The organism is Allobosea sp. P4_C6 (assembly GCF_056402015.1).
Genome location: NZ_JBFUIF010000023.1, coordinates 25853 through 45275, shown reverse-complemented (window position 1 = coordinate 45275; position 19423 = coordinate 25853). Strand labels below are relative to the sequence as shown.

At 66.9% G+C, this 19423-nt stretch carries 18 protein-coding genes; 12 read left to right on the top strand and 6 right to left on the bottom strand.

Going from position 1 to position 19423, the window contains the following annotated elements:
- Nucleotides 1-3: 3 nt before the first annotated feature.
- From AC1DVA_RS17210 to AC1DVA_RS17200, 3 genes are all read right to left on the bottom strand, one after another.
- A complete protein-coding gene (locus AC1DVA_RS17210) occupies nucleotides 4-1515 on the bottom strand; it encodes an aldehyde dehydrogenase (RefSeq protein ID WP_476806677.1) in 1512 nt (503 codons plus the stop codon).
- Nucleotides 1516-1530: 15 nt separating this feature from the next.
- The gene (locus AC1DVA_RS17205; protein ID WP_476806676.1) at nucleotides 1531-2511 is read right to left on the bottom strand and encodes a flavin reductase; all 981 of its coding nucleotides are present in this window, start codon (nucleotides 2509-2511) and stop codon (nucleotides 1531-1533) included.
- 127 nt (nucleotides 2512-2638) lie between these two features.
- Nucleotides 2639-4450 carry a helix-turn-helix domain-containing protein gene (locus tag AC1DVA_RS17200; RefSeq protein WP_476806675.1) on the bottom strand — a complete coding sequence of 604 codons (1812 nt, stop codon included), beginning with the start codon at nucleotides 4448-4450 and terminating at the stop codon, nucleotides 2639-2641.
- Between the two features lie 145 nt (nucleotides 4451-4595).
- Here AC1DVA_RS17200 and AC1DVA_RS17195 point away from each other — a divergent pair, with 145 nt between their 5' ends.
- A complete protein-coding gene (locus AC1DVA_RS17195) occupies nucleotides 4596-5186 on the top strand; it encodes an amino acid synthesis family protein (RefSeq protein ID WP_265053324.1) in 591 nt (196 codons plus the stop codon).
- A gap of 94 nt (nucleotides 5187-5280) precedes the next feature.
- Here the strand turns inward: AC1DVA_RS17195 and AC1DVA_RS17190 are convergent, their stop codons facing one another.
- Both AC1DVA_RS17190 and AC1DVA_RS17185 read right to left on the bottom strand, forming a co-directional pair.
- Entirely contained in the window at nucleotides 5281-6687 is a 1407-nt protein-coding gene (locus AC1DVA_RS17190) for an aminotransferase (RefSeq protein ID WP_476806674.1), read from the bottom strand.
- A 16-nt stretch (nucleotides 6688-6703) separates the two neighbouring features.
- Nucleotides 6704-8182, bottom strand: a complete 1479-nt coding sequence (locus AC1DVA_RS17185; RefSeq protein WP_476806673.1) for an NAD-dependent succinate-semialdehyde dehydrogenase — start codon at nucleotides 8180-8182, stop codon at nucleotides 6704-6706.
- Between the two features lie 126 nt (nucleotides 8183-8308).
- On the opposite strand from AC1DVA_RS17185, the gene AC1DVA_RS17180 reads away from it, so the two are divergent.
- Both AC1DVA_RS17180 and AC1DVA_RS17175 read left to right on the top strand, forming a co-directional pair.
- A complete protein-coding gene (locus tag AC1DVA_RS17180) occupies nucleotides 8309-8776 on the top strand; it encodes an Lrp/AsnC family transcriptional regulator (protein WP_476806672.1) in 468 nt (155 codons plus the stop codon).
- Nucleotides 8777-8804: 28 nt separating this feature from the next.
- The gene (locus tag AC1DVA_RS17175; RefSeq protein WP_265054822.1) at nucleotides 8805-9284 is read left to right on the top strand and encodes an Lrp/AsnC family transcriptional regulator; all 480 of its coding nucleotides are present in this window, start codon (nucleotides 8805-8807) and stop codon (nucleotides 9282-9284) included.
- Nucleotides 9285-9360: 76 nt separating this feature from the next.
- On the opposite strand, the gene AC1DVA_RS17170 is transcribed toward AC1DVA_RS17175, so the two are convergent.
- Nucleotides 9361-9588, bottom strand: coding sequence for a hypothetical protein (locus AC1DVA_RS17170; RefSeq protein ID WP_476806709.1), 228 nt, complete (start codon nucleotides 9586-9588; stop codon nucleotides 9361-9363).
- On the opposite strand from AC1DVA_RS17170, the gene AC1DVA_RS17165 reads away from it, so the two are divergent.
- The 9 genes from AC1DVA_RS17165 to AC1DVA_RS17125 all read left to right on the top strand — a co-directional run bounded on the left by AC1DVA_RS17165 (nucleotide 9497) and on the right by AC1DVA_RS17125 (nucleotide 19389).
- Complete coding sequence (locus AC1DVA_RS17165; protein WP_476806671.1) at nucleotides 9497-10423, top strand: dihydrodipicolinate synthase family protein; 927 nt, start codon at nucleotides 9497-9499, stop codon at nucleotides 10421-10423. The two genes, AC1DVA_RS17170 and AC1DVA_RS17165, sit on opposite strands and share 92 nt — an antisense overlap.
- Nucleotides 10424-10430: 7 nt before the next feature.
- On the top strand, nucleotides 10431-11606 hold the full coding sequence (locus tag AC1DVA_RS17160) for a mandelate racemase/muconate lactonizing enzyme family protein (RefSeq protein WP_476806670.1): 1176 nt from the start codon (nucleotides 10431-10433) through the stop codon (nucleotides 11604-11606).
- 41 nt (nucleotides 11607-11647) lie between these two features.
- The gene (locus AC1DVA_RS17155; protein ID WP_476806669.1) at nucleotides 11648-12922 is read left to right on the top strand and encodes an ABC transporter substrate-binding protein; all 1275 of its coding nucleotides are present in this window, start codon (nucleotides 11648-11650) and stop codon (nucleotides 12920-12922) included.
- 120 nt (nucleotides 12923-13042) lie between these two features.
- Nucleotides 13043-13948, top strand: coding sequence for a carbohydrate ABC transporter permease (locus AC1DVA_RS17150; RefSeq protein WP_476806668.1), 906 nt, complete (start codon nucleotides 13043-13045; stop codon nucleotides 13946-13948).
- Between the two features lie 11 nt (nucleotides 13949-13959).
- Nucleotides 13960-14790: a carbohydrate ABC transporter permease gene (locus AC1DVA_RS17145; RefSeq protein ID WP_476806667.1), complete on the top strand. Its 831-nt coding sequence runs from the start codon at nucleotides 13960-13962 to the stop codon at nucleotides 14788-14790.
- Between the two features lie 18 nt (nucleotides 14791-14808).
- The gene (locus tag AC1DVA_RS17140) at nucleotides 14809-15918 is read left to right on the top strand and encodes an ABC transporter ATP-binding protein (RefSeq protein ID WP_476806666.1); all 1110 of its coding nucleotides are present in this window, start codon (nucleotides 14809-14811) and stop codon (nucleotides 15916-15918) included.
- An 11-nt stretch (nucleotides 15919-15929) separates the two neighbouring features.
- Nucleotides 15930-16916, top strand: coding sequence for an NAD-dependent epimerase/dehydratase family protein (locus AC1DVA_RS17135; protein ID WP_476806665.1), 987 nt, complete (start codon nucleotides 15930-15932; stop codon nucleotides 16914-16916).
- A 2-nt stretch (nucleotides 16917-16918) separates the two neighbouring features.
- Complete coding sequence (locus tag AC1DVA_RS17130; protein ID WP_265053313.1) at nucleotides 16919-18628, top strand: SMP-30/gluconolactonase/LRE family protein; 1710 nt, start codon at nucleotides 16919-16921, stop codon at nucleotides 18626-18628.
- Nucleotides 18625-19389 (top strand): SDR family NAD(P)-dependent oxidoreductase, encoded by a 765-nt coding sequence (locus AC1DVA_RS17125; protein ID WP_476806664.1) that lies wholly within the window; start codon nucleotides 18625-18627, stop codon nucleotides 19387-19389. Before AC1DVA_RS17130 ends, AC1DVA_RS17125 begins: the two co-directional genes overlap by 4 nt.
- Nucleotides 19390-19423: the final 34 nt, after the last annotated feature.

The following is a 19423-nucleotide window of genomic DNA, read 5'->3' as shown; positions in this document are numbered from 1 at the left end:
GGCTCAGCGCAGGCGGATCACGAACGGGTCCTGCATGGCGCCCGAATAGTCGATGAGAACGTTCTTCAGGCGCGAGAATTCGCGCATGACCTCGAAGCCGCCGCGGCGGCCATAGCCGCTGTTCTTCATCCCGCCATTGGCGGACATGTAGGCGGCGGAGCGGTAGGTGTTGATCCAGACGGTGCCGGCATCGATGTTGCGGGCGAAGCGCATGGCCCGGTCGATGTCCCTGGTCCAGATGCCGGAAGCCAGCCCGTATTCCGTGTCGTTGGCGAGCTGGATCATCTCCTCCTCGGTCTTGAACGGCACGACGCCGACGACCGGTCCGAAGATCTCCTCGCGCATGAAGCGCATGTCGTTGCTGGCCTCGGTCATCACCGTGGGCTCGAAATACCAGCCGCGCGCCAGCTCGCCGTCCTGCGGCTTGCGGCCGCCGACCGCGACCTTGGCGCCTTCGCGCACGCCGGAGCCGACATAGTCCTCGACCTTCGCGAGCTGGGAAGCCAGCGCGACCGGGCCGATATCGGTGTCCTCGGTCTGCGGATGGCCGACCTTGATGCGGCGCGTGCGGTCGACCAGCGCCTCGACGAAGCGATCGTAGATCGGCTGCTCGACGAAGCAGCGCGAGCCGGCGACGCAGGTCTGGCCGGCCGCCGCGAAGACGCCGGAGACGACGCCGTTGACGGCGCGGTCGATATCGACATCGGAGAAGATGACATGGGGGGACTTGCCGCCCAGCTCCATCTGGCAGGGCACGAGGTTCTGCGCGGCGTTGCCGGCGATCTTGCGGCCGGTGAAGGTCGAGCCGGTGAAGACGTATTTGGCGACGCCGGGATGGCGCGTCAGCGCCTCGCCGGTGACGGCACCGTCGCCGGTGACGACGTTGACGACACCAGGCGGAATGCCGGCCGCGATCGCGAGTTCCGCCAGCGCGAGGCTAGATGCGGTGGCGTGCTCGGAGGGCTTCACCACGATGGTGTTGCCGATGGCGAGGCAGGGCGCGAGCGTGCCGGTCAGCATCATCAGCGGCGAGTTCCACGGGATGATCATGCCGATCACGCCGAGCGGCTCGCGCAGGTTGAAGTTCAGCGAGTCGAGCTTGTTGACCGGGATCGTGTCGCCCTGAAGCTTGTCGGCCATCCCGGCGAAGTAGAGATAGGAGTCCGGGATCGCCCGCATCTGGGCGCGCATCTCCTTGAGCAGCTTGCCGTTGTCGCGGCATTCGATCATCGCCAGTTCGTCGGCGTTCTCGAGCACGAGCTCGCCGAGGCGGCGCACCAGCTTGCCGCGCTCCGTCTGCGTCATGCGTCGCCAGGCCGGGTTGACGAAGGCCGCACGGGCCGAGCGAACGGCGGCATCGACATCGGCGGCATCGCCCTGGGCGAATTCGTACCAGGGTTCGGCCGTCGTCGGATCGAAGGACGGCACGTAGATGCCGCTCTTCGGCGCGACGAAGGCGCCGTCGATGAACAGGCCCTGGCGCGAACCTTCGAGGGATTGGACAGTGGTCTTCATGCTCGCTCTGCCGGCTCAGGATTGCGGAAGGGTGGCCCAGGGCTGCGCCTCGCCGACCATGGCGAGGCGGCCGCCATCGTTGGAATCCATGTAGATTCCGAAGCGCTTGCTGGCGCTCTCCCGGGCATAGCGGCGCAGCATCGAGCTGATCTCGCGGGTAGGGATCGCGTCGTAGGGAAGCTGGTCGATCGGGAAGAACTTGAGCCCTGGCGACAGCGCGACCGAGGCGGAATCCTGCGCGAGCCGGGCGCGGTAGATCAGATAGCCCGGATCGCCATCGCTGACGTCGAAGACGGAGTAGAGGAAGGTATCGTCGGGCACGAGCGTCAACGCGCCGCCACCGTCGAGCTTCAATTCGTTGTCGGCGATACGGCGCTTCGCGCTGGGCAGCCCCCAGCCGCCCTTCCCGTCCGAACGCAGCAGCAGATGCCCGTCGGATTCGATCAGGTAACCGACGATCATGCCTTGCGATTCGAGCCAGCCCGGCGGCAGCGGATCCTTCACATTGGCATAGCGGCCGCGGCAGAAGCCGAGCGGCGCCGCGGGGCTGGTGCCGAAAGCCTGCACCTCGCCGATCAGCACGACATGATCGCCGGCATCGACGCGGCTGTGCATCGTGCAATCGAACCAGGTCAGACAATCGGTCAGGATCGGCGCGCCGGTATGGACGCGGTCATGGCTGACGGTGTCGAACTTGTTCGCCGCCTTGGAGGCGAAGAGGTTGGAGACGTCCGTCTGCGCCTCGTGCAGCAGGTTGACGGCGAAGGAGTCCGAGCTGTTGAAGGCGCCGTAGCTGTGGGCACCCTTGCCGACGCAGACGAGCAGCAGCGGCGGGTCGAGCGAGACCGAGGTGAAGGAATTCGCGGTCATGCCGCGCGGCGTGCCGTCGGCATCGCGCGTCGTAATGACGGTGACGCCGGTGACGAAAGTTCCGAACGCGCGGCGCAGAGCGACCGGGTCGATCAGGTTGGCTGTCTTTTCCGCGGGAGCGAGCATCCGCCTCACCTCGATCAATGCGGGGATCGTGGCGAGAGGCTAGGCTTCGGATAGGCCCGCTTCTTCCTATGAACGATGGGAGGAATGGAGGAAATGTTTCGCTGAACCGATGGAGCCGGCGAAAACCTCAGGCCGCCGGCACCTGGCTGCTTTCGATGACGCCGTGCAGCCGAATGGCGAGCTCGATGGCGAAGCGCTTGTCGGCCGTCTCGGGATCGATGCCGAAGAGATCCTGGATGCGGGAGAGCCGGTAGCGCAGGGTCGTGACGTGCAGCCCCATCGCATCGGCGCAGGCCTGCGCGCGGCAGCCTTCGCGCAGATAGGCGGACAGCGTCTCCAGGTAAGGCGTCTCGTGCTTGCGGTCATGCGCAATCACCGCGCCGATCGCCCCGTCGACGAAGCTGCGCACATCCACCGACTCGGCAGCACCGATCAGCATCGGCATCGGCCCGAAATCGAAGGCCGACAGGATTCCGCTGCGCCCGAAGGAGCGCGCGATGCGGATCATGCGCCAGCAGCGCTCCCATTCCTTCGGGTAGCTGTCGAGCCCGTCGCAGATGCCGCCCAGCACCACGATCGGCTCCCGGTTGAAGCTGTGCCTGAGCGCCTCGACCATGCGCCGCGCCAGCCGCCCCGCCCGCTCGGCCTCTCCGCTTTTCTCCTCCGGAACGAGGCAGACAAGGCCGCCGCCGACCGCGACCACGCTGACCGCCAGGTTCATCTGCCGCGCGAGCCGCGTCACGGCGTGGTGGGAATCGACGCCGATATCGGCCGGCAGGGACGCACCATCAGGGAAGTCGACCACGATCATCCGGGCGGGTGCGGCCAGCGCGAGCCCGAGCCGGCGGCCGCGCTGGATGATGTCATCCGCATCGCGCCAGCGCCGTTCGACGATCTCGAAGAACAGCTCGGTGAGCGTGCGCGTCTCGAAGCGAAACCGGATGACGCTGCGCATCATCTGGACACTGAGCGCGAACTTCACGCTGTCGAGCAGCAATCGCTGGAGGTCACCCGTCGCCTCGCCCGCCTCCGGAAAGATCACGAGAGCGCCGACCGGTTGCCCGTCGACGTTGAGCGCGTCTATGCGGGCCATGACCTGAAGCCGCCGGCCCGCATCGTCAAGCCGCAGGCTCTGTGGCTCGGCCCGCCCCGCCGCCACGGCGTCACGAGCCGCCGCGGTGATCTGGCTGCCGATTGGACCATCGAGCGCCCGTTGCCAGGCCGTGTCGTCGAAATGTAGCGGCGCCGGCGAGCGGCTCGCCGCGAGCGCATTGCCGGCAAAATCGACGACGAGGATTGCATCCGGCAGGAGCTCCGCGAGCATCTCGGACAGTGCCGAGGCCGATCCGCCGGACAGCACCTCCTGCAGCAGCATGGTCTGCGTCTGCAGGGCATTTTGCAACTGCTCCGCCGCCTGGCGCTGTGCGCGCAGGCGATGCTCGCGCTCGACGGCGATGCCGCCGAGATGGACGATCATGCTCATGAAGGCGAGATCGTCTGCCGAGACGTCCGTCACGTCGCGGGAGACGACGTTCAGCACCATCGGACGGCCCTGCTCGTCGGAACAGCTCATCGGCAGCACCAGCACGGTGCGGTAGTCGCGCTCGAAGGCCTCGCGACGATAGCCGGGGAACTCGTCCGAAGCACGCGCATCGCGGATGTAGACGGGCTCGTTGCGCTGGAGCGCGATCAGGGCCGGGCTGGTCGCCAGTTCCCAGCGGTTCTCGAGACGCCGGCGCAGCAGGGTGGGATCGTGCCGGACGACGACATGAGCCTCGCCGTGGGGCGCATCGATCGCCATGATCGAGCCAAGCGCCCAGCCGCCATGCTCGCAGGCCGCGCGGATGAGATCGCGGAGCACCGTATCGAGATCGCCGCCCGAGTTGATCTGGCTGGCGACGTCGCGCAGCGAGCGCATCTGCGATGCCTGATCCGCCATGGGCTTCTCCTATCCACCACGCTCGATCTTACGCCGCATCGCAGGTCCATCCACGCATTTCTTCCCGCGATCCGATGGAAGACGTGGCGGGAACGCCGCCGCTACGCTTCGCCACCCTTTCACGATCGCAACAGGTGGACACGCCATGGATTACGGCCTGCGCAAGATCTCGACCTTCGTCGAGGAAACCTTCATCGAGGGCGGCAAGGCTGCCGACAAGCCGGTGCGCTTCGTCATCGTCGCCGCCGTGCTGCGCAATCCGTGGGCCGGCCAGGGCTTCGTCGAGAACCTGCGCCCCGAGATATTCCGCATCGCCCCGCATCTCGGCGCGGAACTGACCAAGCGCCTCGTCGCGGTGATGCCGGCCGAGCAGGTCGAGGCCTATGGCAAGGCCGCGGCCGTCGGCACCAACGGCGAGATCGAGCATGCCTCGGCGCTGATCCACACCCTGCGTTTCGGCAACATGTTCCGCGATGCCGTCAAGGGCACGGCCTATCTGAGCTTCACCAACACCCGCAACGCGCCGGGCGCCCTGCTCTCGCTGCCGATGATCCACAAGAGCGAGACCGGCAAGCGCTCGCACTTCCTCACCGCCCAGTTCCAGATCCCGGATGCCCCCGCCGCCGACGAGGTTCTGGTCGCCATCGGCGCCGCCGACAACAGCCGCGCCCATCCCCGCCTCGCCGACCGCTTCCAGGACATGGAGGAGATGAAGCGGGAGCTGGAGGACGCCTGAGCCATCAGGCCGGGCAAAGCTCCCAGCCTTGCGGGGCCAGCCGGATCGGCGGGCCCCTTTTTCATGTCCGTCCTGTGAGGACCGCGTCATCATCTCAGGCGAGCGCGACCTTGTCGCGGGCAAGCTCTTCCATCACCTGCCGCACGGCCTTCTCGGCGATGGCAACGATCTCGTCGATGTCGTCGCGGCTCGTCACCAGCGGCGGCGCGAAGCCGAGGATCTCGCCATGCGGCATGGCGCGCGCGATCAGCCCGCGATCGCGCGCCGCCTTGGAGATGCGGGCGCCGACCTTGAGGCCGGGATCGAAACGCGTTTTGGCCTCGCGATTGGCGACGAATTCGAGCGCGCCCAGCATGCCGACGCCGCGAACCTCGCCGACGATCGGGAGCTGCGCGAAGGTCGCCTTCAGCCGCTCCTGGAAATAGCCACCGACATCGCGCGCCTTGCCCGCCAGATCCTCCTTCTCGACGATGTCGAGCACGGCATTGGCCGCCGCAGCGCCGATCGGATGGCCGGAATAGGTGTAGCCGTGGGAGAAGGCACCGACGCGGTCCGCGCCCTCCTCCATCACCTTGTAGACCTTCTCGCCGACGATCGCCGCCGAGAGCGGGAAATAGGCCGAGGTCAGCCCCTTCGCGACGGTGATGAGATCGGGCTCGATGCCATAGAGATGCGAGCCGAAGGGCGTGCCGATGCGCCCGAAGCCGGTGACGACCTCGTCGGCTATCAGCAGCACGTCGTATTTGCGCAGCACCGCCTGGATCGCAGTCCAGTAGCCCTCCGGCGGCGGGGTAATGCCGCCCGTGCCTAGCACCGGCTCGCCGATGAAGGCACCGACCGTTTCCGGCCCTTCGCGCAGGATCAGCTCCTCCAGCTCCGAGGCGAGGCGCTGCGAGAACTCGGCTTCGGTCTCGCCGGGCTGGGCGCCCCAATAGTGATGCGGTGCGCCGGTGTGGAGAATGCCGGAGAACGGCAGGTCCATATGGTCGTGGTAGAAACTCATTCCGGTCATCGAGCCGGAAACGACGCTGCAGCCATGGTAGCCGCGCAGCCGCGAGATGATCTTCTTCTTCTTCGGCTGGCCGCGCAGATTGTTGTAGTACCAGACGAGCTTGGCCTGCGTCTCGTTCGCGTCCGAGCCGGACATCCCGTAGAAGACCTTGCTCATCTTGCCCGGCGCCATCTTCACGAGGCGGTCGGAAAGGATGGCGAGCTCATCCGTCGTGTGGGCGGCGTAGGAGTGGTAATAGGCCAGCCGATAGGCCTGCCGCGAGATCGCCTCGGCGACTTCGGTGCGGCCATAGCCGATATTGACGCAGTAGAGCCCGGCGAAGCCGTCGATATAGCTGCGGCCGGTCGCGTCCTGGATGCGGATGCCCTTGCCGGTCTCGACGATGGTGGGCTCGCCGAGCTTTCCGGTGGCGAAGTCCTTGAGCTGGGTGAAGGGGTGCAGGGTGCTGGCGCGATCCAGCGCGCCGATGGCCGCGACGTCGATCGTCATTATCTTATCTCCTTGATTACGCTGCCAGATTGCCGAAGCAGACATATTTCGCTTCGAGGTATTCGCTGATGCCGTGGCGGGAGCCCTCGCGGCCGAGGCCGGACTGCTTCCAGCCGCCGAAGGGGATGGGGGCGCCGGTGAATTTCGGCGTGTTGACCGCGACCATGCCGTATTCGAGCTGGTCGGTGAGGCGCATCGCCCGGCGCAGATCCTGGGTGTAGAGGTAAGCCGCAAGCCCCATCTCGGTCGCGTTGGCGCGCGCCACGACCTCTTCCTCCGTATCGAAGGGCAGGATCGCGGCGACGGGGCCGAAGGTCTCCTCGCGGGCGATCGTCATCTCCTCGGTCACATCGGCCAGAACCGTCGGCTGGACGAAGCTGCCGCCGAGCGGGCTGTCCTGCCCGCCCGCGACGATGCGCGCCCCGGCGGCAAGCGCCTGCGCGATCTGCTGGCGGCACTTCTCGGCAACGGAAGGGCGCGTCATCGGGCCGATATCGACGCCCTCCTCCATCCCGTGGCCGACCTTGAGGCGCGCGGCCGCCTCCGCATAGGCCGCGACGAAGCGCTCATAGACGCCGCGCTGAACATAGATGCGGTTGGCGGCGAGGCAGTCCTGGCCGGAGGTCGCGAACTTGGCCGCGACCCCGCCGATGACCGCCTGCTCGAGCGGCGCGTCGTCGAAGACGATGAAGGGTGCGTGGCCGCCGAGTTCAAGCGAGGCGCGCTTCACCGTCCGCGCGGCCTGGCCCAGCAGGAGCCTGCCGACCTCCGTCGAGCCGGTGAAGGAGAAGGCGCGGATATCGGTATGTGCCAGCAGGCGATGCGCCAGCGGCGCAGCCTCCCCGGTCAGCACCTGAAACACGCCCTTCGGGAACCCGACCTCTTCCGCAAGCTTTGCCAGCGCCAGCGCCGAGAGCGGCGTTTCGGGCGCGGGCTTCACCACCATGGCGCAGCCGGCGGCAAGCGCGGCCCCGGCCTTGCGGGTGATCATCGCGCTCGGGAAATTCCATGGCGTCACCGCGGTGGCAACGCCGATCGGCTGCATCTGCACCGAAAGCCGGCTGCCGGGCAGATGGCTTGGGATCGTCTCGCCATAGCTGCGCTCGCCCTCGCCCGCAAACCAGTCGAGGAAAGCAGCGGCATAGGCGATCTCGCCATGAGATTCGGCGATCGGCTTGCCCTGCTCGGCGGTCATGATCACGGCAAGGTCGTCGCTGTTGCTGCGCATCGCCGCCGCCCAGTCCCGCAGCAGGCGGCCGCGCTCGACGGGCAGGCGCTCGCGCCAAAGCTTCTGCGCGGCGACCGCTGCCGCCACCGCCTCGTCGACGGTTTCCAGCGGGAGGGAGGCCACGCTGGCGATGGCTTCCTGAGTCGCGGGATCGACGACGGCGATCTGCTCGGCGGCATCGCGCCAGCTTCCATCCACGAAAGCCCGGCTCTCCAGCAAATCGCCACGCTTGAGCTTTTTCAGCGCTCTCGCGGATAAATCCCGCATCCCATCCTCCGCTTCGACGATTGAGTGGCGAGGAGGCTAGTGCAGAGAATGCGGCCTATGCCGCCGAAGCGCGGGCTTTCGCGATGATTTCCGGCTTATATCAAGACAGGGGCGCAGGATTTCGGCATGATCGAACTCGACAGCTTGGACCGCAGACTTCTGGACGCGGTGCAGCAGAACAACCGGTTGACCACGGCCGAACTCGGCGAGCGCGTCGGCCTCTCCGCCACGGCCTGCCAGCGCCGGCTCAAGCGCCTGCGCGACACCGGCGTGATCGAGGCAGACGTGTCCATCGTCTCGCCCCGTTCCATCGGGCGGCCGATCTCGATGCTCGTGCTGGTGACGCTGGAGCGCGAGCGAGCCGACATCGTCGATCGCTTCAAGGCCTCGATCCGGGCGACGAAAGAGGTGATGATCGGCTTCTACGTCACCGGCGACGCCGATTTCGTGCTCCATGTTACTGCCCGCGACATGGAAGACTATGAGCGCTTCACGCGCCGCTTCTTCTACGAGAACCCCGACATCAAGGGCTTCAAGACCATGGTGGTGATGGACCGGGTGAAGGCGAGCTTCGCACTCCCGATCGATCCCTGACACCAGGAACAGTGACATGGCCGGACATCTGAAGCTCGATCGGATCGACCTCAACATCCTCGTGCAGCTGCAGCTGGACGGGGCGCAGACCAATCTCAAGCTCTCCGAGAAGGTCGGGCTGTCGCCGAGCCCCTGCCTGCAGCGGGTGAAGCGGCTGGAAAGCGCCGGCTACATCACCGGCTATGGTGCAAGGCTCAACCTCGCCAAGCTGGCCGACAGCGTCACCGTCTTCACCGAGGTCACGCTGGTCGATCATCGCATCGACGATTTCGCCAAGTTCGAAGCCAATATTCGCGACGTCGACGAACTGATGGAGTGCCACCTGATCAGCGGCGGCTACGACTATTTGCTGCGCTTTCTCGCGCCGAGCATCGCGCATTACCAGGAGCGGATGGAAAGCCTCCTGCGGCGAAACATCGGGATCGAGAAGTATTTCAGCTATGTCGTGCTGAAGTCGCCGATCGTGAAGAGCACGCTGCCGCTCAAGACGCTACTCAAGTTGCCTTAGGCGCCTCCGGCCTGTCGCGCCCGGCGGCGCCGAGCCAGGGCACCAGCGCTCGGCCGTCGACAAAGCCCGGCGCTTATCAATTGCTCGTCCCATGACGATCGCGGATCGCAATCCGATCGCGCGGAAACGCGTCTGCCTGTCTTGACGCCATCTCGCAGCCGTCCGTATGATCCAAATAAGAAAACAAATGATCCATATATTGGACCTTAGGGATGGATATGGCTCTGAACGGTATATTGCCGGTATTGCCGACACCTTTTTCGGCCGCAGGGACGGTCGATCCGGCTGCAATGGCGCGAATCACGGCCTTTGCCTGCGACGCGGGAGCGGCGGGCGTGGTGTTTCCGGGCTTCGCCAGCGAGGTCGACAACCTGACGGCCGAAGAGCGCGAGACCCTGCTGCGCGAGATCGTGCGGGTGGTCGCCGGCCGCATTCCAGTCGTCGCCGGGGCGAGCGCGCCCTCCGCGGACGAGGCTGCTGGCCATGCGCGGCGCGCCCTCGAACTCGGGATCACCCATGTGATGATTCAGGCGCCAAAATCCGTCGGAATCGATGGCGCCGCGGTCGCAGCTTTCTACCGCGCGATATCGGATGCGGTTCCGGGCATCGAGATCGTGCTGCAGAATGCGCCCGCTCCGCGGGGCTCCGATCTCAAGCCCGATGTCATCCTGCAGATCGTCAACGGCAATCCCGCCATCACCTATGTGAAGGAGGAAACGCTTCCCTCCGGTGGCCCGATCAGCACGATCCTGAAAGGCGCTCCGGCTCACCTGAAAGGTGTGCTCGGCGGCGGTGGGGCGCGCTATATCGTCGAGGAATATGTGCGGGGCGCCTGCGGCGCGATGCCGGCTGTGGAGATCACCGACGTTCATGTCGCGCTGGACCGCGCCTTTCGGGCCGGCGACCTCGCGACGGCGCGCGAGCTCTACCGGCGTACGCTGCCGCTGCTGGTCATCCAGGCCAATTTCCGCATGGCCTTCACCAAATATGTGCTGACGCAGCGCGGAATTCTGCACAATCATCTCTGCCGCGCGCCCGTGCCGCCTCTCGACGAGGTCGACTGCGCCGAAATCGACGCTTGGCTCGCCTCCGTCGCCGATCTGCTCGCGGCCCCGGCCGCGGCACGCAAGGCAGGGTGACCGGCCGATGAGCGAGCGCGTCGCCAAGGTCGAGGTCTTCACGCTGACGATCCCGCGCGAGACCGTCTATCTCGGCGATCCCCGCCCCGGCGAGAGCGTCAACGCGAAGGGCTACATCGTCCGCAAGGGCAACCGCACCGTCTACCCGACCATGGACCGCACGGTCGTGGTGCGGCTGGAGACGAGCGGCGGCCTCGTCGGCTGGGGCGAGACATACGGCATCGTCGCGCCCGGCGCCGCCATCGCCATCATCGACGACCTGCTCGGCCCTTATGTCGTCGGGCGCTCGCCGCAGGACGTGGTGGTGATCCATGAGGATCTCTACGACCTGATGCGGGTGCGCGGTTATACCGGCGGCTTCTATCTCGACGCGCTCGCAGCCATCGACATTGCGCTGTGGGACCTCAATGCCCGCCTCGCCGACCGGCCGCTCGTCGCCATGCTTGGCGGGCGGCGGCACGAGCGCCTGCCCGCCTACATCTCGGGGCTGCCGAAGCGCACGCGGGCAGAGCGAGCCGATTTTGCCGCCGAGTGGCAGGCCAAAGGCTTCGACAGTTTCAAATTCGCCGCGCCCGTCGCCGATGACGGCAACGTCGCCGAGATCGCGACGCTGCGCGAGCGGCTGGGGCCTCAGGCCCGGATCGCCTGCGACATGCACTGGGTCCACACGGGCGAGGAGGCCGTCTCGGCGATCCGCGCGATGGAACCGCATGGCCTGTGGTTTGCCGAGGCCCCGGTCAAGCCCGAGGATATCGACGGCCTCGCCCATGTCGCTGCCCGCGTCTCGACGCCGGTTGCCGCGGGCGAGGAATGGCGCACGGTCTATGATCTGGTGCCGCGAGTGGCGCGGCGGGCCTGCGCGATCGTCCAGCCGGAGATGGGGCACAAGGGCGTCACCGAGTTCATGCGGATCGGGCACTACGCGCAGGCGCACAACCTTGCCGTCATCCCGCATGCGACGATCGGCATGGGCCTGTTCATGGCCGCGAGCCTGCATGCCAGCGCCGCCCTTTCGGCCGTGAGCTGTCACGAATACCAGCACTCGATCTTCGAGCCGAACCGGCGCCTGCTCACCGGCGACATGGATTGCCGCGAGGGCTTCTACAGCCTGCCGACCGGTCCGGGTCTGGGCGTTGCGCCGTCCGAGGAGGCGCTGAGCCTCCTCGACAAGCACTCACCGTAACCGCCGGATAACACGGCAGAAACACGAGAGGGAGAGACGTCATGAGGATGCCAGACTGGAAGCGGCTCGCAGCCGGCGCGCTCGTCGCGCTCTGTACGACGACGGCCCTGCCCGCGCTTGCCCAGAACAAGGTCCTGAAGTTCGTGTCCTGGCAGAAGGACGAGCGCGGGACCGGCGACTGGTGGGGCTCCGTGATCAAGGAGTTCGAGGCGACCCATCCCGGCGTCAAGATCGAATGGACCAAGGTCGAGCGCGGCGCCTTCGCCGACACGATGACGACGCTCTTCGCCGGCGGCCAACCGCCCGACATCGTCCACCTAGCCTCCTTCGAGTTCCAGAAGTTCGCGGATAATGGCTGGCTGGAGCCGCTCGACCCCTACATCAAGAACGCCAAGCTCGACCTCAAGGGCTGGGCCGGCCAGGACACCTGCAGCTGGAACAAGCAGAATGTCTGCGTGATGATGCTCTATTTCGGGTACTTCATGGCCTATAACGAAGAGCTCCTGAAGAAGGAGGGGCTAGAGGCTCCCAAGACCTACGCCGAATTCCTCGCCGCCGCCCGCAAGCTGACGAAGGACGTCAACGGCGACGGCATCGTCGACCAGTTCGGCACCGGCCACGAGACCCGCGGCGGCGGCGGCCAGTACATGTCCGAGATGATGAACTACACCCTCGACGCCGGCGGCCGCTGGACCGACGAGAGCGGCAAGGTCACGATCGACACGCCGCAGATGGTCGAGGGCCTCACCCGCTGGAAGACCGTCGTCAAGGACAGCCTGACCCCGCGCGATCTCGCCGCCGGAGAGGTCCGCCAGCTCTTCGCCGACGGCAAGATCGCGATGAAGATGGATGGCCCCTGGCTGTGGCCGATCATCCAGAAGGGCAAGGCCAAGGATCAGATCAAGCTCGGCATGGTGCCGTTCAATCCGCCGGTCGGCGGCTCCTCCAACGTGCTCGGCATCGCCTCCGAGGTCTCGGCCGAGAACAAGAAGCTCGCCTGGGACTTCATCGCGATCGCGACCTCGGACAAGTTCCAGTCGACATATGCGACGCTCGGCGCCTCGCCCCCGCCGGACCCGCGCGCCGACACCTCGGGCGCGAGCAAGGACACGCCGCATTTCGATCTGCTGGTGAAGGCGACCAAGGCTGCCGCCGACGCCAAGGTCGACCGCATCCCCAAGGGGCTCGAGCTGCAGTTCAACGAGTTTGCCAAGATGATCATGGAAGAGAGCCAGCGCATGATCATCCAGGATCTCGACCCCAAGGTCGTGGCGGCGACGATGCAGAAGAAGGCCGAGGCGCTGCAGAAGCAGTGACGGCCGCGTCAAGGCCGGCCCTGTCCCGGCCATCCCGCAAGCCGACGCTGTTCCGATACGCACTTCCCGGGTGCGGCGCCCATGCCGCCCGGGAATGACGCGACCCGTCACGGAGAGATCATGGCGCGATCCGCATTCCTAGATCTGGCCCGGCCGAGCCGGCGCCACTGGCTCGGCTATCTGCTGCTGCTGCCGGCGGTGCTGCTGATCGGGCTGATCATCGTCTACCCGCTGTTCGTCTCGGTCGACCTTTCATTCCAGAATGTCGGAATCCCGCGGCTGGACCAGCCGCGGCGTCCCTTCACGACGGCGAATTACGAGCGGCTCTTCACCTCGCCGGACTTCTGGAATGCGAGCTGGACCACGCTCAAGCTCGTCCTGATCGTCAGCTTCTTCTGCTTCGTGCTGGGCCTGAGCACGGCGCTGCTCGTCAACAACCGCTTCAAGGGCCAGTCGATCGCGCGCCTCCTCGTCGCACTGCCCTGGGCGGTGCCGGAAGTCGTCGCCGTCGTCATCTWCGCCTGGATCTTCGATTCATCCTTCGGCCTGATGAACTGGCTCTTCATCCGGCTCGGGCTGATCGACACCACGATCAACTGGTTCTCCTCGCCCGAGGCCGCTTTCGCCGTCGTTTKCGTCACGATGGTGTGGAAGGGTTATCCCTTCGTCTCGATCATGATGCTGGCAGGGCTGCAATCGATCCCGGAGGATTTTTACAACGCCGCCCGTGTCGACGGCGCGAATGCCTGGCAGCGGCTGACCAACATCACCCTGCCCTCGCTGATGCCGGTGCTCGGCGTCACGCTGATCCTGGTGATGCTGTGGGTCTTCCGCGACTTCTCGATCATCTACGTGATGACCGGCGGCGGCCCGCTCAAGGCGACCCAGACGCTTTCGATCATGACCTACGAGCAGGCCTTCGGCTTCTTCAAGATGGGCTACGCCTCGGCCGTCGGCGTCGTCACACTGGTCGTCTGCGTGATCGCGAGCCGCCTGCTGATGGGCCGCGCGCCCGAGACGGTTTGAGGAGCGGCGCGATGAGACGAAGCCTTTCCGCACGCATCCTGCTGTACGCCGCGGTCGTCGTGACCTGCGCGGTCCTCGTCTTCCCGATCTACTGGCTCGTGGTGACGGCGCTCGCGACGCCGGCCGAGCTGCGCGCCCTGCCGCCGACCTTCTGGCCATCGGAGCCGCGCTGGGGCGTCTTCGGAGAGATCATCCAGCAGCGTCCGATCCTGCTCTGGCTCGGCAACTCCATTCTCGCCGCCACCGGGGCGGTGACGCTCTCGATGCTCGTCTCGGTGCTCGCCGGCTACAGCCTCTCGCGCTTCCGCGTGCGCGGCGGCCAGTCGCTGGGCTTGTTCATCCTCACGGCCAAGATGCTGCCGGCGACGCTGCTGGTCATTCCGCTGTTCGGCATCTTCCGGATGACCGGGATGATCGGCTCGCTCTGGTCGGTGATCCTGGCCCACGCCACGCTGATCGTGCCTTTCACGACCTGGATGCTGAAGGGCTATTTCGACACCATCCCGCGCGAGCTCGAGCAGGCGGCGATGGTCGATGGCTGCTCGCCGCTCGGCGCGATGGTCAGGGTCATCCTGCCGGTCTCGGCGCCGGGCCTGGCCGCGACGGCGCTCTACGGATTCGTCCTCTCCTGGTCGGACTACGCCTATGCGCGCACGTTCCTGACCAACGCCCAGACCAACTGGACCGCCAATCTCGGCCTGACGACGATGAAGGGCGAGTATGTCTCGAACTGGGCCGATATCTCGGCGGCGTCGCTGATCGTCGCCGTGCCGGTTCTCCTGATCTACCTCTTCCTCGAACGCTACCTCGTCGGCGGGCTCACCGCCGGCGCGGAGAAGTGAGCCAAGGGTCTTCAATTCATGGCTGGCATCAGCATCGAACGCGTCACCAAATCCTACGGCTCGCTGCAGGTTCTGAAGGACTTCACGCTGGAGATCGACGATGGCGAGTTCGTCGTCTTCGTCGGCCCGTCCGGCTGCGGCAAGTCGACCATGCTCAAGATCCTGGCCGGGCTTGAGGAAGCGACCTCCGGCACGGTGAAGATCGCCGGGCGCGACGTCACCGACCTTGCGCCTGGGGACCGCGACATCGCCATGGTCTTCCAGAACTACGCGCTCTATCCGCATCTCTCCGTCGCGAAGAACATGGGCTTCGGGCTGAAGATGCGCGGCGTGCCCTCGGCCGAGATCGACGCCAAGGTCCGGGACGCCGCTCGGATCCTCGGCGTCGAGCATCTGCTCGACCGCAAGCCGAGGGCGCTCTCCGGCGGACAGCGCCAGCGTGTCGCGCTCGGCCGGGCCATCGTGCGCGAGCCGCAGGCCTTCCTGATGGACGAGCCGCTCTCCAACCTCGACGCCAAGCTGCGAGTCCACACCCGCGCCGAGATTTCCGCCCTGCACCAGCGGCTCAAGACCACGACGATCTATGTCACGCACGACCAGACCGAGGCGATGACGATGGCTGACCGCATCGTGATCATGCGCGACGGCACGATCCAGCAGATCGCCGATCCGGACACGATGTTCCGCAGGCCGGCCAATCTCTTCGTCGCCGGTTTCATCGGCTCGCCCGGCATGAATTTCATGCGCGCGACGGTCCGGGACGGCCGCATCGCGCGGCTGTTCGGGCGGGAGATCGAATTGCCCGGCACCAGCGACATCGCCGGCCGCGACCTCATACTGGGCCTGCGGCCGGAGCATCTCTCCGCCGGGGCGGCCGGGGTGGTCAGCTTCGAGGCCACGCCCCGCCTGGTCGAGAGCCTTGGCAGCGAGAAATACCTCTATGTCGATCTCGTCGAGGAGAACCGGGCGACGCTCAAAGGCGCCGAGACCGACGAGCGGCGCGCCGACCAGTTCATCGCTCGCGTCATGGATGCCGACAGCGCGACGGCGGGCGCGGCGATGCCGCTCTCGTTCGACCCGGCCCGGTTGCATCTCTTCGATGCGCAGACGCATCTCGCCCTGAACTGAGGAGCGCTGCCATGGCCATTCTCGTCACAGGAAGCGCAGGACGTATCGGCTCCCGCGTCGTCGATCGGCTCCTTGCCGCCGGCCATGCCGTCACAGGCTTCGACCTGCGCGGCTCCGGGCGCCGAGACGCCGGCTACCGAGAGATCGTCGGCGCCTTCGACGACCGCGAGGCCGCACGCGAGGCGGTGAAGGACGCGCGGCAGATCCTGCATCTCGGCGCCTTCATGTCCTGGCTCGCGAGCGATGCGGACAAGCTCTTCCGCGCCAATGTGGATGGTACGCGCGTCCTGCTGGAAGAGGCGGCGAAGGTCCCGGCGGGCCGCGTCGTCTTCGCCAGCTCCGGCGAAGTCTATCCCGAGAACGTGCCTGATTATCTGCCCGTCGACGAGGATCATCCGCTGAAACCGCGTTCGGCCTACGGGCTGTCGAAACAGGTCGGCGAGGAGATCGTCCGCTTCACCGAGCGCAGTGCCGGCATCCCGGCCACGATCCTGCGCTTCTCGCATACGCAGGACGCGAGTGAACTGCTCGACGAGACCAGCTTCTTCTCAGGTCCGCGTTTCTTCCTGCAGCCGAAAATCCGCCAGCAGGAGGGCTTCGGCAACGCGATAGCGGTCGCCGCGTTGAAGGTGATCGACGACGGGGCGACCGCGCTCGTGCTCTCTCGCAACGAAAGCGGCCGCCCCTTCCGCATGCACATCACCGATACGCGCGATATGGTCGACGGCATCCTGCTCGCGCTGGAGAGCGAGAAGGCGGCCGGGCGGACCTACAATCTGGGCGGCACCGCCCCGGTCGATTTCGCGCAAGCGCTGCCAGCGATGGCGCGGGCGACGGGCCTGCCGCTGAAAACGGTCGACCTGCCCGGCAGCGGCGTGTTTTACGAGACCTCGAATGCCCGGATTCGGGCGGAGCTGGGGTTCGCGCCGCAATGGACGATCGAGCGCATGATCGCGGAAGCCGCCGCGGCGCGGGCCGCGCGGGCGAAGGCGGCCTGAACATGCAGCCCGAGCGCGTACCGCCCCCGGAAGAGCGTGACGTGCCGCTGGGCGCGGCTGCCCTCGCCAAAGGCCTGTATTTGCTCGAAGTGATCGGCGAGCACCCGACGCCGCCACGCTTCAAGGATCTGCAGGCGGCGACGAAGCTCGCCAAGGGCACGCTGGCGCGCCTTCTCAACACCCTGCTGCTGTTCCGGCTGATCCGGCACGAGGATAGCGACAACACCTACCGGCTGGGTCACCGGCTGTTCGAGCTCGCCCATCGCGTCTGGGAGTCCTTCGACCTGCGGGCCGCGGCGGCGCCGATGCTGGAGCGTCTTGCCGAGGAATCGCGCGAGACGGCCGCGCTCTGCGCCGTCGATGGCGGAGAGGCGCTCTATATCGATCAGCGCAGCCGCGGCGGAGCCTTCGGCTTCCGCATCGAGGCTGGACGCCGGGCACCCCTCCATTGCACGGCCGGCGGCAAGGCGCTGCTGGCCTTCGCCACTCCGCATGAGCGGCGCGCGTTGCTCGACCAGATCACGCTCGACCATCACGCGCCCCATACCATCACCGACGAGGAGGCGCTGCTCGCCGACCTCGCTTTGGTGCGCGCACGGGGCTATGCCGTCTCGCAGGAAGAGCATGTGCCGGGCGTGTCCTCGGCCGCCGCCCCGATCTTCGACCACACCGGCCGCGCCATTGCCGCGATCGGCATTTTCGGCCCGACGGCGCGGCTCTCCAACGACCGGCTGCATACGACGGGTCGCGATCTGATGGCGGCGGCCCGGCAGATTTCCGGCAATGTCGGTGCCATGCCGGTCAACATCGCCCCGCCGGCTCCCGCCCACCGCCACGGCGACAGCGATGCCGAATGCGTGCTGCCCTGGGGCGCCCATCTGGCGGAAGGGCCGATCTGGTCGGCGGCCGAACAGCGGCTCTACTGGGTCGATATCCTCGCCCCGGCCGTGCATCGCTTCGACCCCGTCACCCGCACCAACCAGGAGGTGCGCCTGCCTCGCCTCGTCAGCGCCGTCGTCGAACGGCGCAATGGCGGGCTCGTCGCGCTGACGCAGGAGGGCGTGGAGAGCTTCGATTTCGCGAGCGGGAGCCTCACCCCGCTTGTCGACCCCGAAGCCGACCTGCCCGACAACCGGTTCAACGACGGCAAATGCGACCGGCAGGGCCGGCTCTGGGCCGGCACGATGAGCCTCGACGCGGCAAGGCCGACCGGTTCGCTCTACCGCATCGAGGCAGACCTGAGCTGGCGACGTGTCGACGAGGGATTCCGTGTGGCCAACGGGCTCGACTGGAGCCCCGACGGGCGGACCTTCTACTTCACCGACAGCGCGCCCGGCCGGATTTACACCTATGAGTTCGACCCGGCGACGGGCTCGGTCGCCCGCCGCCGCATCTTCGCCGAGATCGACCCGAGCGAGGGCCGCCCCGACGGGCTAGCGGTCGACAGCGAGGGCTTCGTCTGGTGCGCGCTCTGGGACGGCTGGTGCGTGCGCCGCTTCGCGCCCGACGGACGCCGCGAGCGCGATATCCGGCTGCCGGTCCCGCGCCCGACCAGCGTCGCCTTCGGCGGCCCGGATCTCTCCACGCTCTTCATCACCACCGCGCGCATCAGGCTGCCCTCGCGTGTGCTGGCCGATGCCCCCTTCTCCGGCGGCCTCTTCGCCGCACAGGCCCCGGCGCCCGGCCTGCCCGCCGCGGGCTTTGCGGGATGAGCGTCGAAGCCAGCTATCCGGACCTGCGTGGCAAGGCCGCACTGGTCAGCGGCGGCGCCGACGGCATCGGCCGTGCCACGGTCAGGATGCTTGCCCGGCAGGGTGTCCGCACCGGCTTCATCGACATCGACCGCGATGCCGGCGAGGCACTGGCCGCTGCGCTGATCGCGGAAGGGCTGGACGTCGCCTTCGAGCACGCGGATCTACGCGACGTCGATGCGGCGCGCGATGCTGCTGAAATGCTGAAGACCCGTCTCGGCCCTGTCTCGATGCTCGTCAACAATGCCGGCCACGATGAGCGTCACAGCTTCGCCAGCATCACGCCCGCTTATTGGGACGATCGTCTCGCCGTCAATCTGCGGCCCATGATGGTCCTGGCGCAGGCAGTTGCGCCCGGCATGGCGGCACTCGGCGGCGGCTCGATCGTCAATCTCGGCTCGACGTCCTGGATGAAGGGCGCGACCGACCTGATCGCCTATACCACCGCGAAATCCGCCGTGCTCGGTTTCACCCGCTCGCTGGCGCGGGAACTCGGCCCAGACGGCGTCAGGGTCAATTGCGTCACGCCCGGCTGGGTGATGACCCGACGCCAGCGCACCGAGCATATGTCGGCGGAGCGCTGGGCGAAGGCGCAGGAGCAGCAGGCGATCAAGGGAGCGATCGAGCCGGAGGACGTCGCCGCGATGATCCTGTTCCTCTGTTCCGGCGCCTCGCGCATGTGCACCGGCCAGAACTTCATCGTCGACGCGGGGACGGTCTGATGATGGAGGCGCTGCAAGATCGGCTTGGACCCGG

Excerpts from the sequence above, each read along its gene's own strand:
- AC1DVA_RS17205 (WP_476806676.1), bottom strand. The coding sequence starts at position 2,511 with ATGCTCGCTCCCGCGGAAAAGACAGCCAACCTGATCGACCCGGTCGCT.
- AC1DVA_RS17155 (WP_476806669.1), top strand. The coding sequence starts at position 11,648 with ATGAGGATGCCAGACTGGAAGCGGCTCGCAGCCGGCGCGCTCGTCGCG.
- AC1DVA_RS17165 (WP_476806671.1), top strand. The coding sequence starts at position 9,497 with ATGGATATGGCTCTGAACGGTATATTGCCGGTATTGCCGACACCTTTT.
- AC1DVA_RS17160 (WP_476806670.1), top strand. The coding sequence starts at position 10,431 with ATGAGCGAGCGCGTCGCCAAGGTCGAGGTCTTCACGCTGACGATCCCG.
- AC1DVA_RS17125 (WP_476806664.1), top strand. The coding sequence starts at position 18,625 with ATGAGCGTCGAAGCCAGCTATCCGGACCTGCGTGGCAAGGCCGCACTG.
- AC1DVA_RS17135 (WP_476806665.1), top strand. The coding sequence starts at position 15,930 with ATGGCCATTCTCGTCACAGGAAGCGCAGGACGTATCGGCTCCCGCGTC.
- AC1DVA_RS17185 (WP_476806673.1), bottom strand. The coding sequence starts at position 8,182 with ATGCGGGATTTATCCGCGAGAGCGCTGAAAAAGCTCAAGCGTGGCGAT.
- AC1DVA_RS17200 (WP_476806675.1), bottom strand. The coding sequence starts at position 4,450 with ATGGCGGATCAGGCATCGCAGATGCGCTCGCTGCGCGACGTCGCCAGC.
- AC1DVA_RS17190 (WP_476806674.1), bottom strand. The coding sequence starts at position 6,687 with ATGACGATCGACGTCGCGGCCATCGGCGCGCTGGATCGCGCCAGCACC.
- AC1DVA_RS17210 (WP_476806677.1), bottom strand. The coding sequence starts at position 1,515 with ATGAAGACCACTGTCCAATCCCTCGAAGGTTCGCGCCAGGGCCTGTTC.
- AC1DVA_RS17180 (WP_476806672.1), top strand. The coding sequence starts at position 8,309 with ATGATCGAACTCGACAGCTTGGACCGCAGACTTCTGGACGCGGTGCAG.
- AC1DVA_RS17195 (WP_265053324.1), top strand. The coding sequence starts at position 4,596 with ATGGATTACGGCCTGCGCAAGATCTCGACCTTCGTCGAGGAAACCTTC.
- AC1DVA_RS17130 (WP_265053313.1), top strand. The coding sequence starts at position 16,919 with ATGCAGCCCGAGCGCGTACCGCCCCCGGAAGAGCGTGACGTGCCGCTG.
- AC1DVA_RS17140 (WP_476806666.1), top strand. The coding sequence starts at position 14,809 with ATGGCTGGCATCAGCATCGAACGCGTCACCAAATCCTACGGCTCGCTG.
- AC1DVA_RS17145 (WP_476806667.1), top strand. The coding sequence starts at position 13,960 with ATGAGACGAAGCCTTTCCGCACGCATCCTGCTGTACGCCGCGGTCGTC.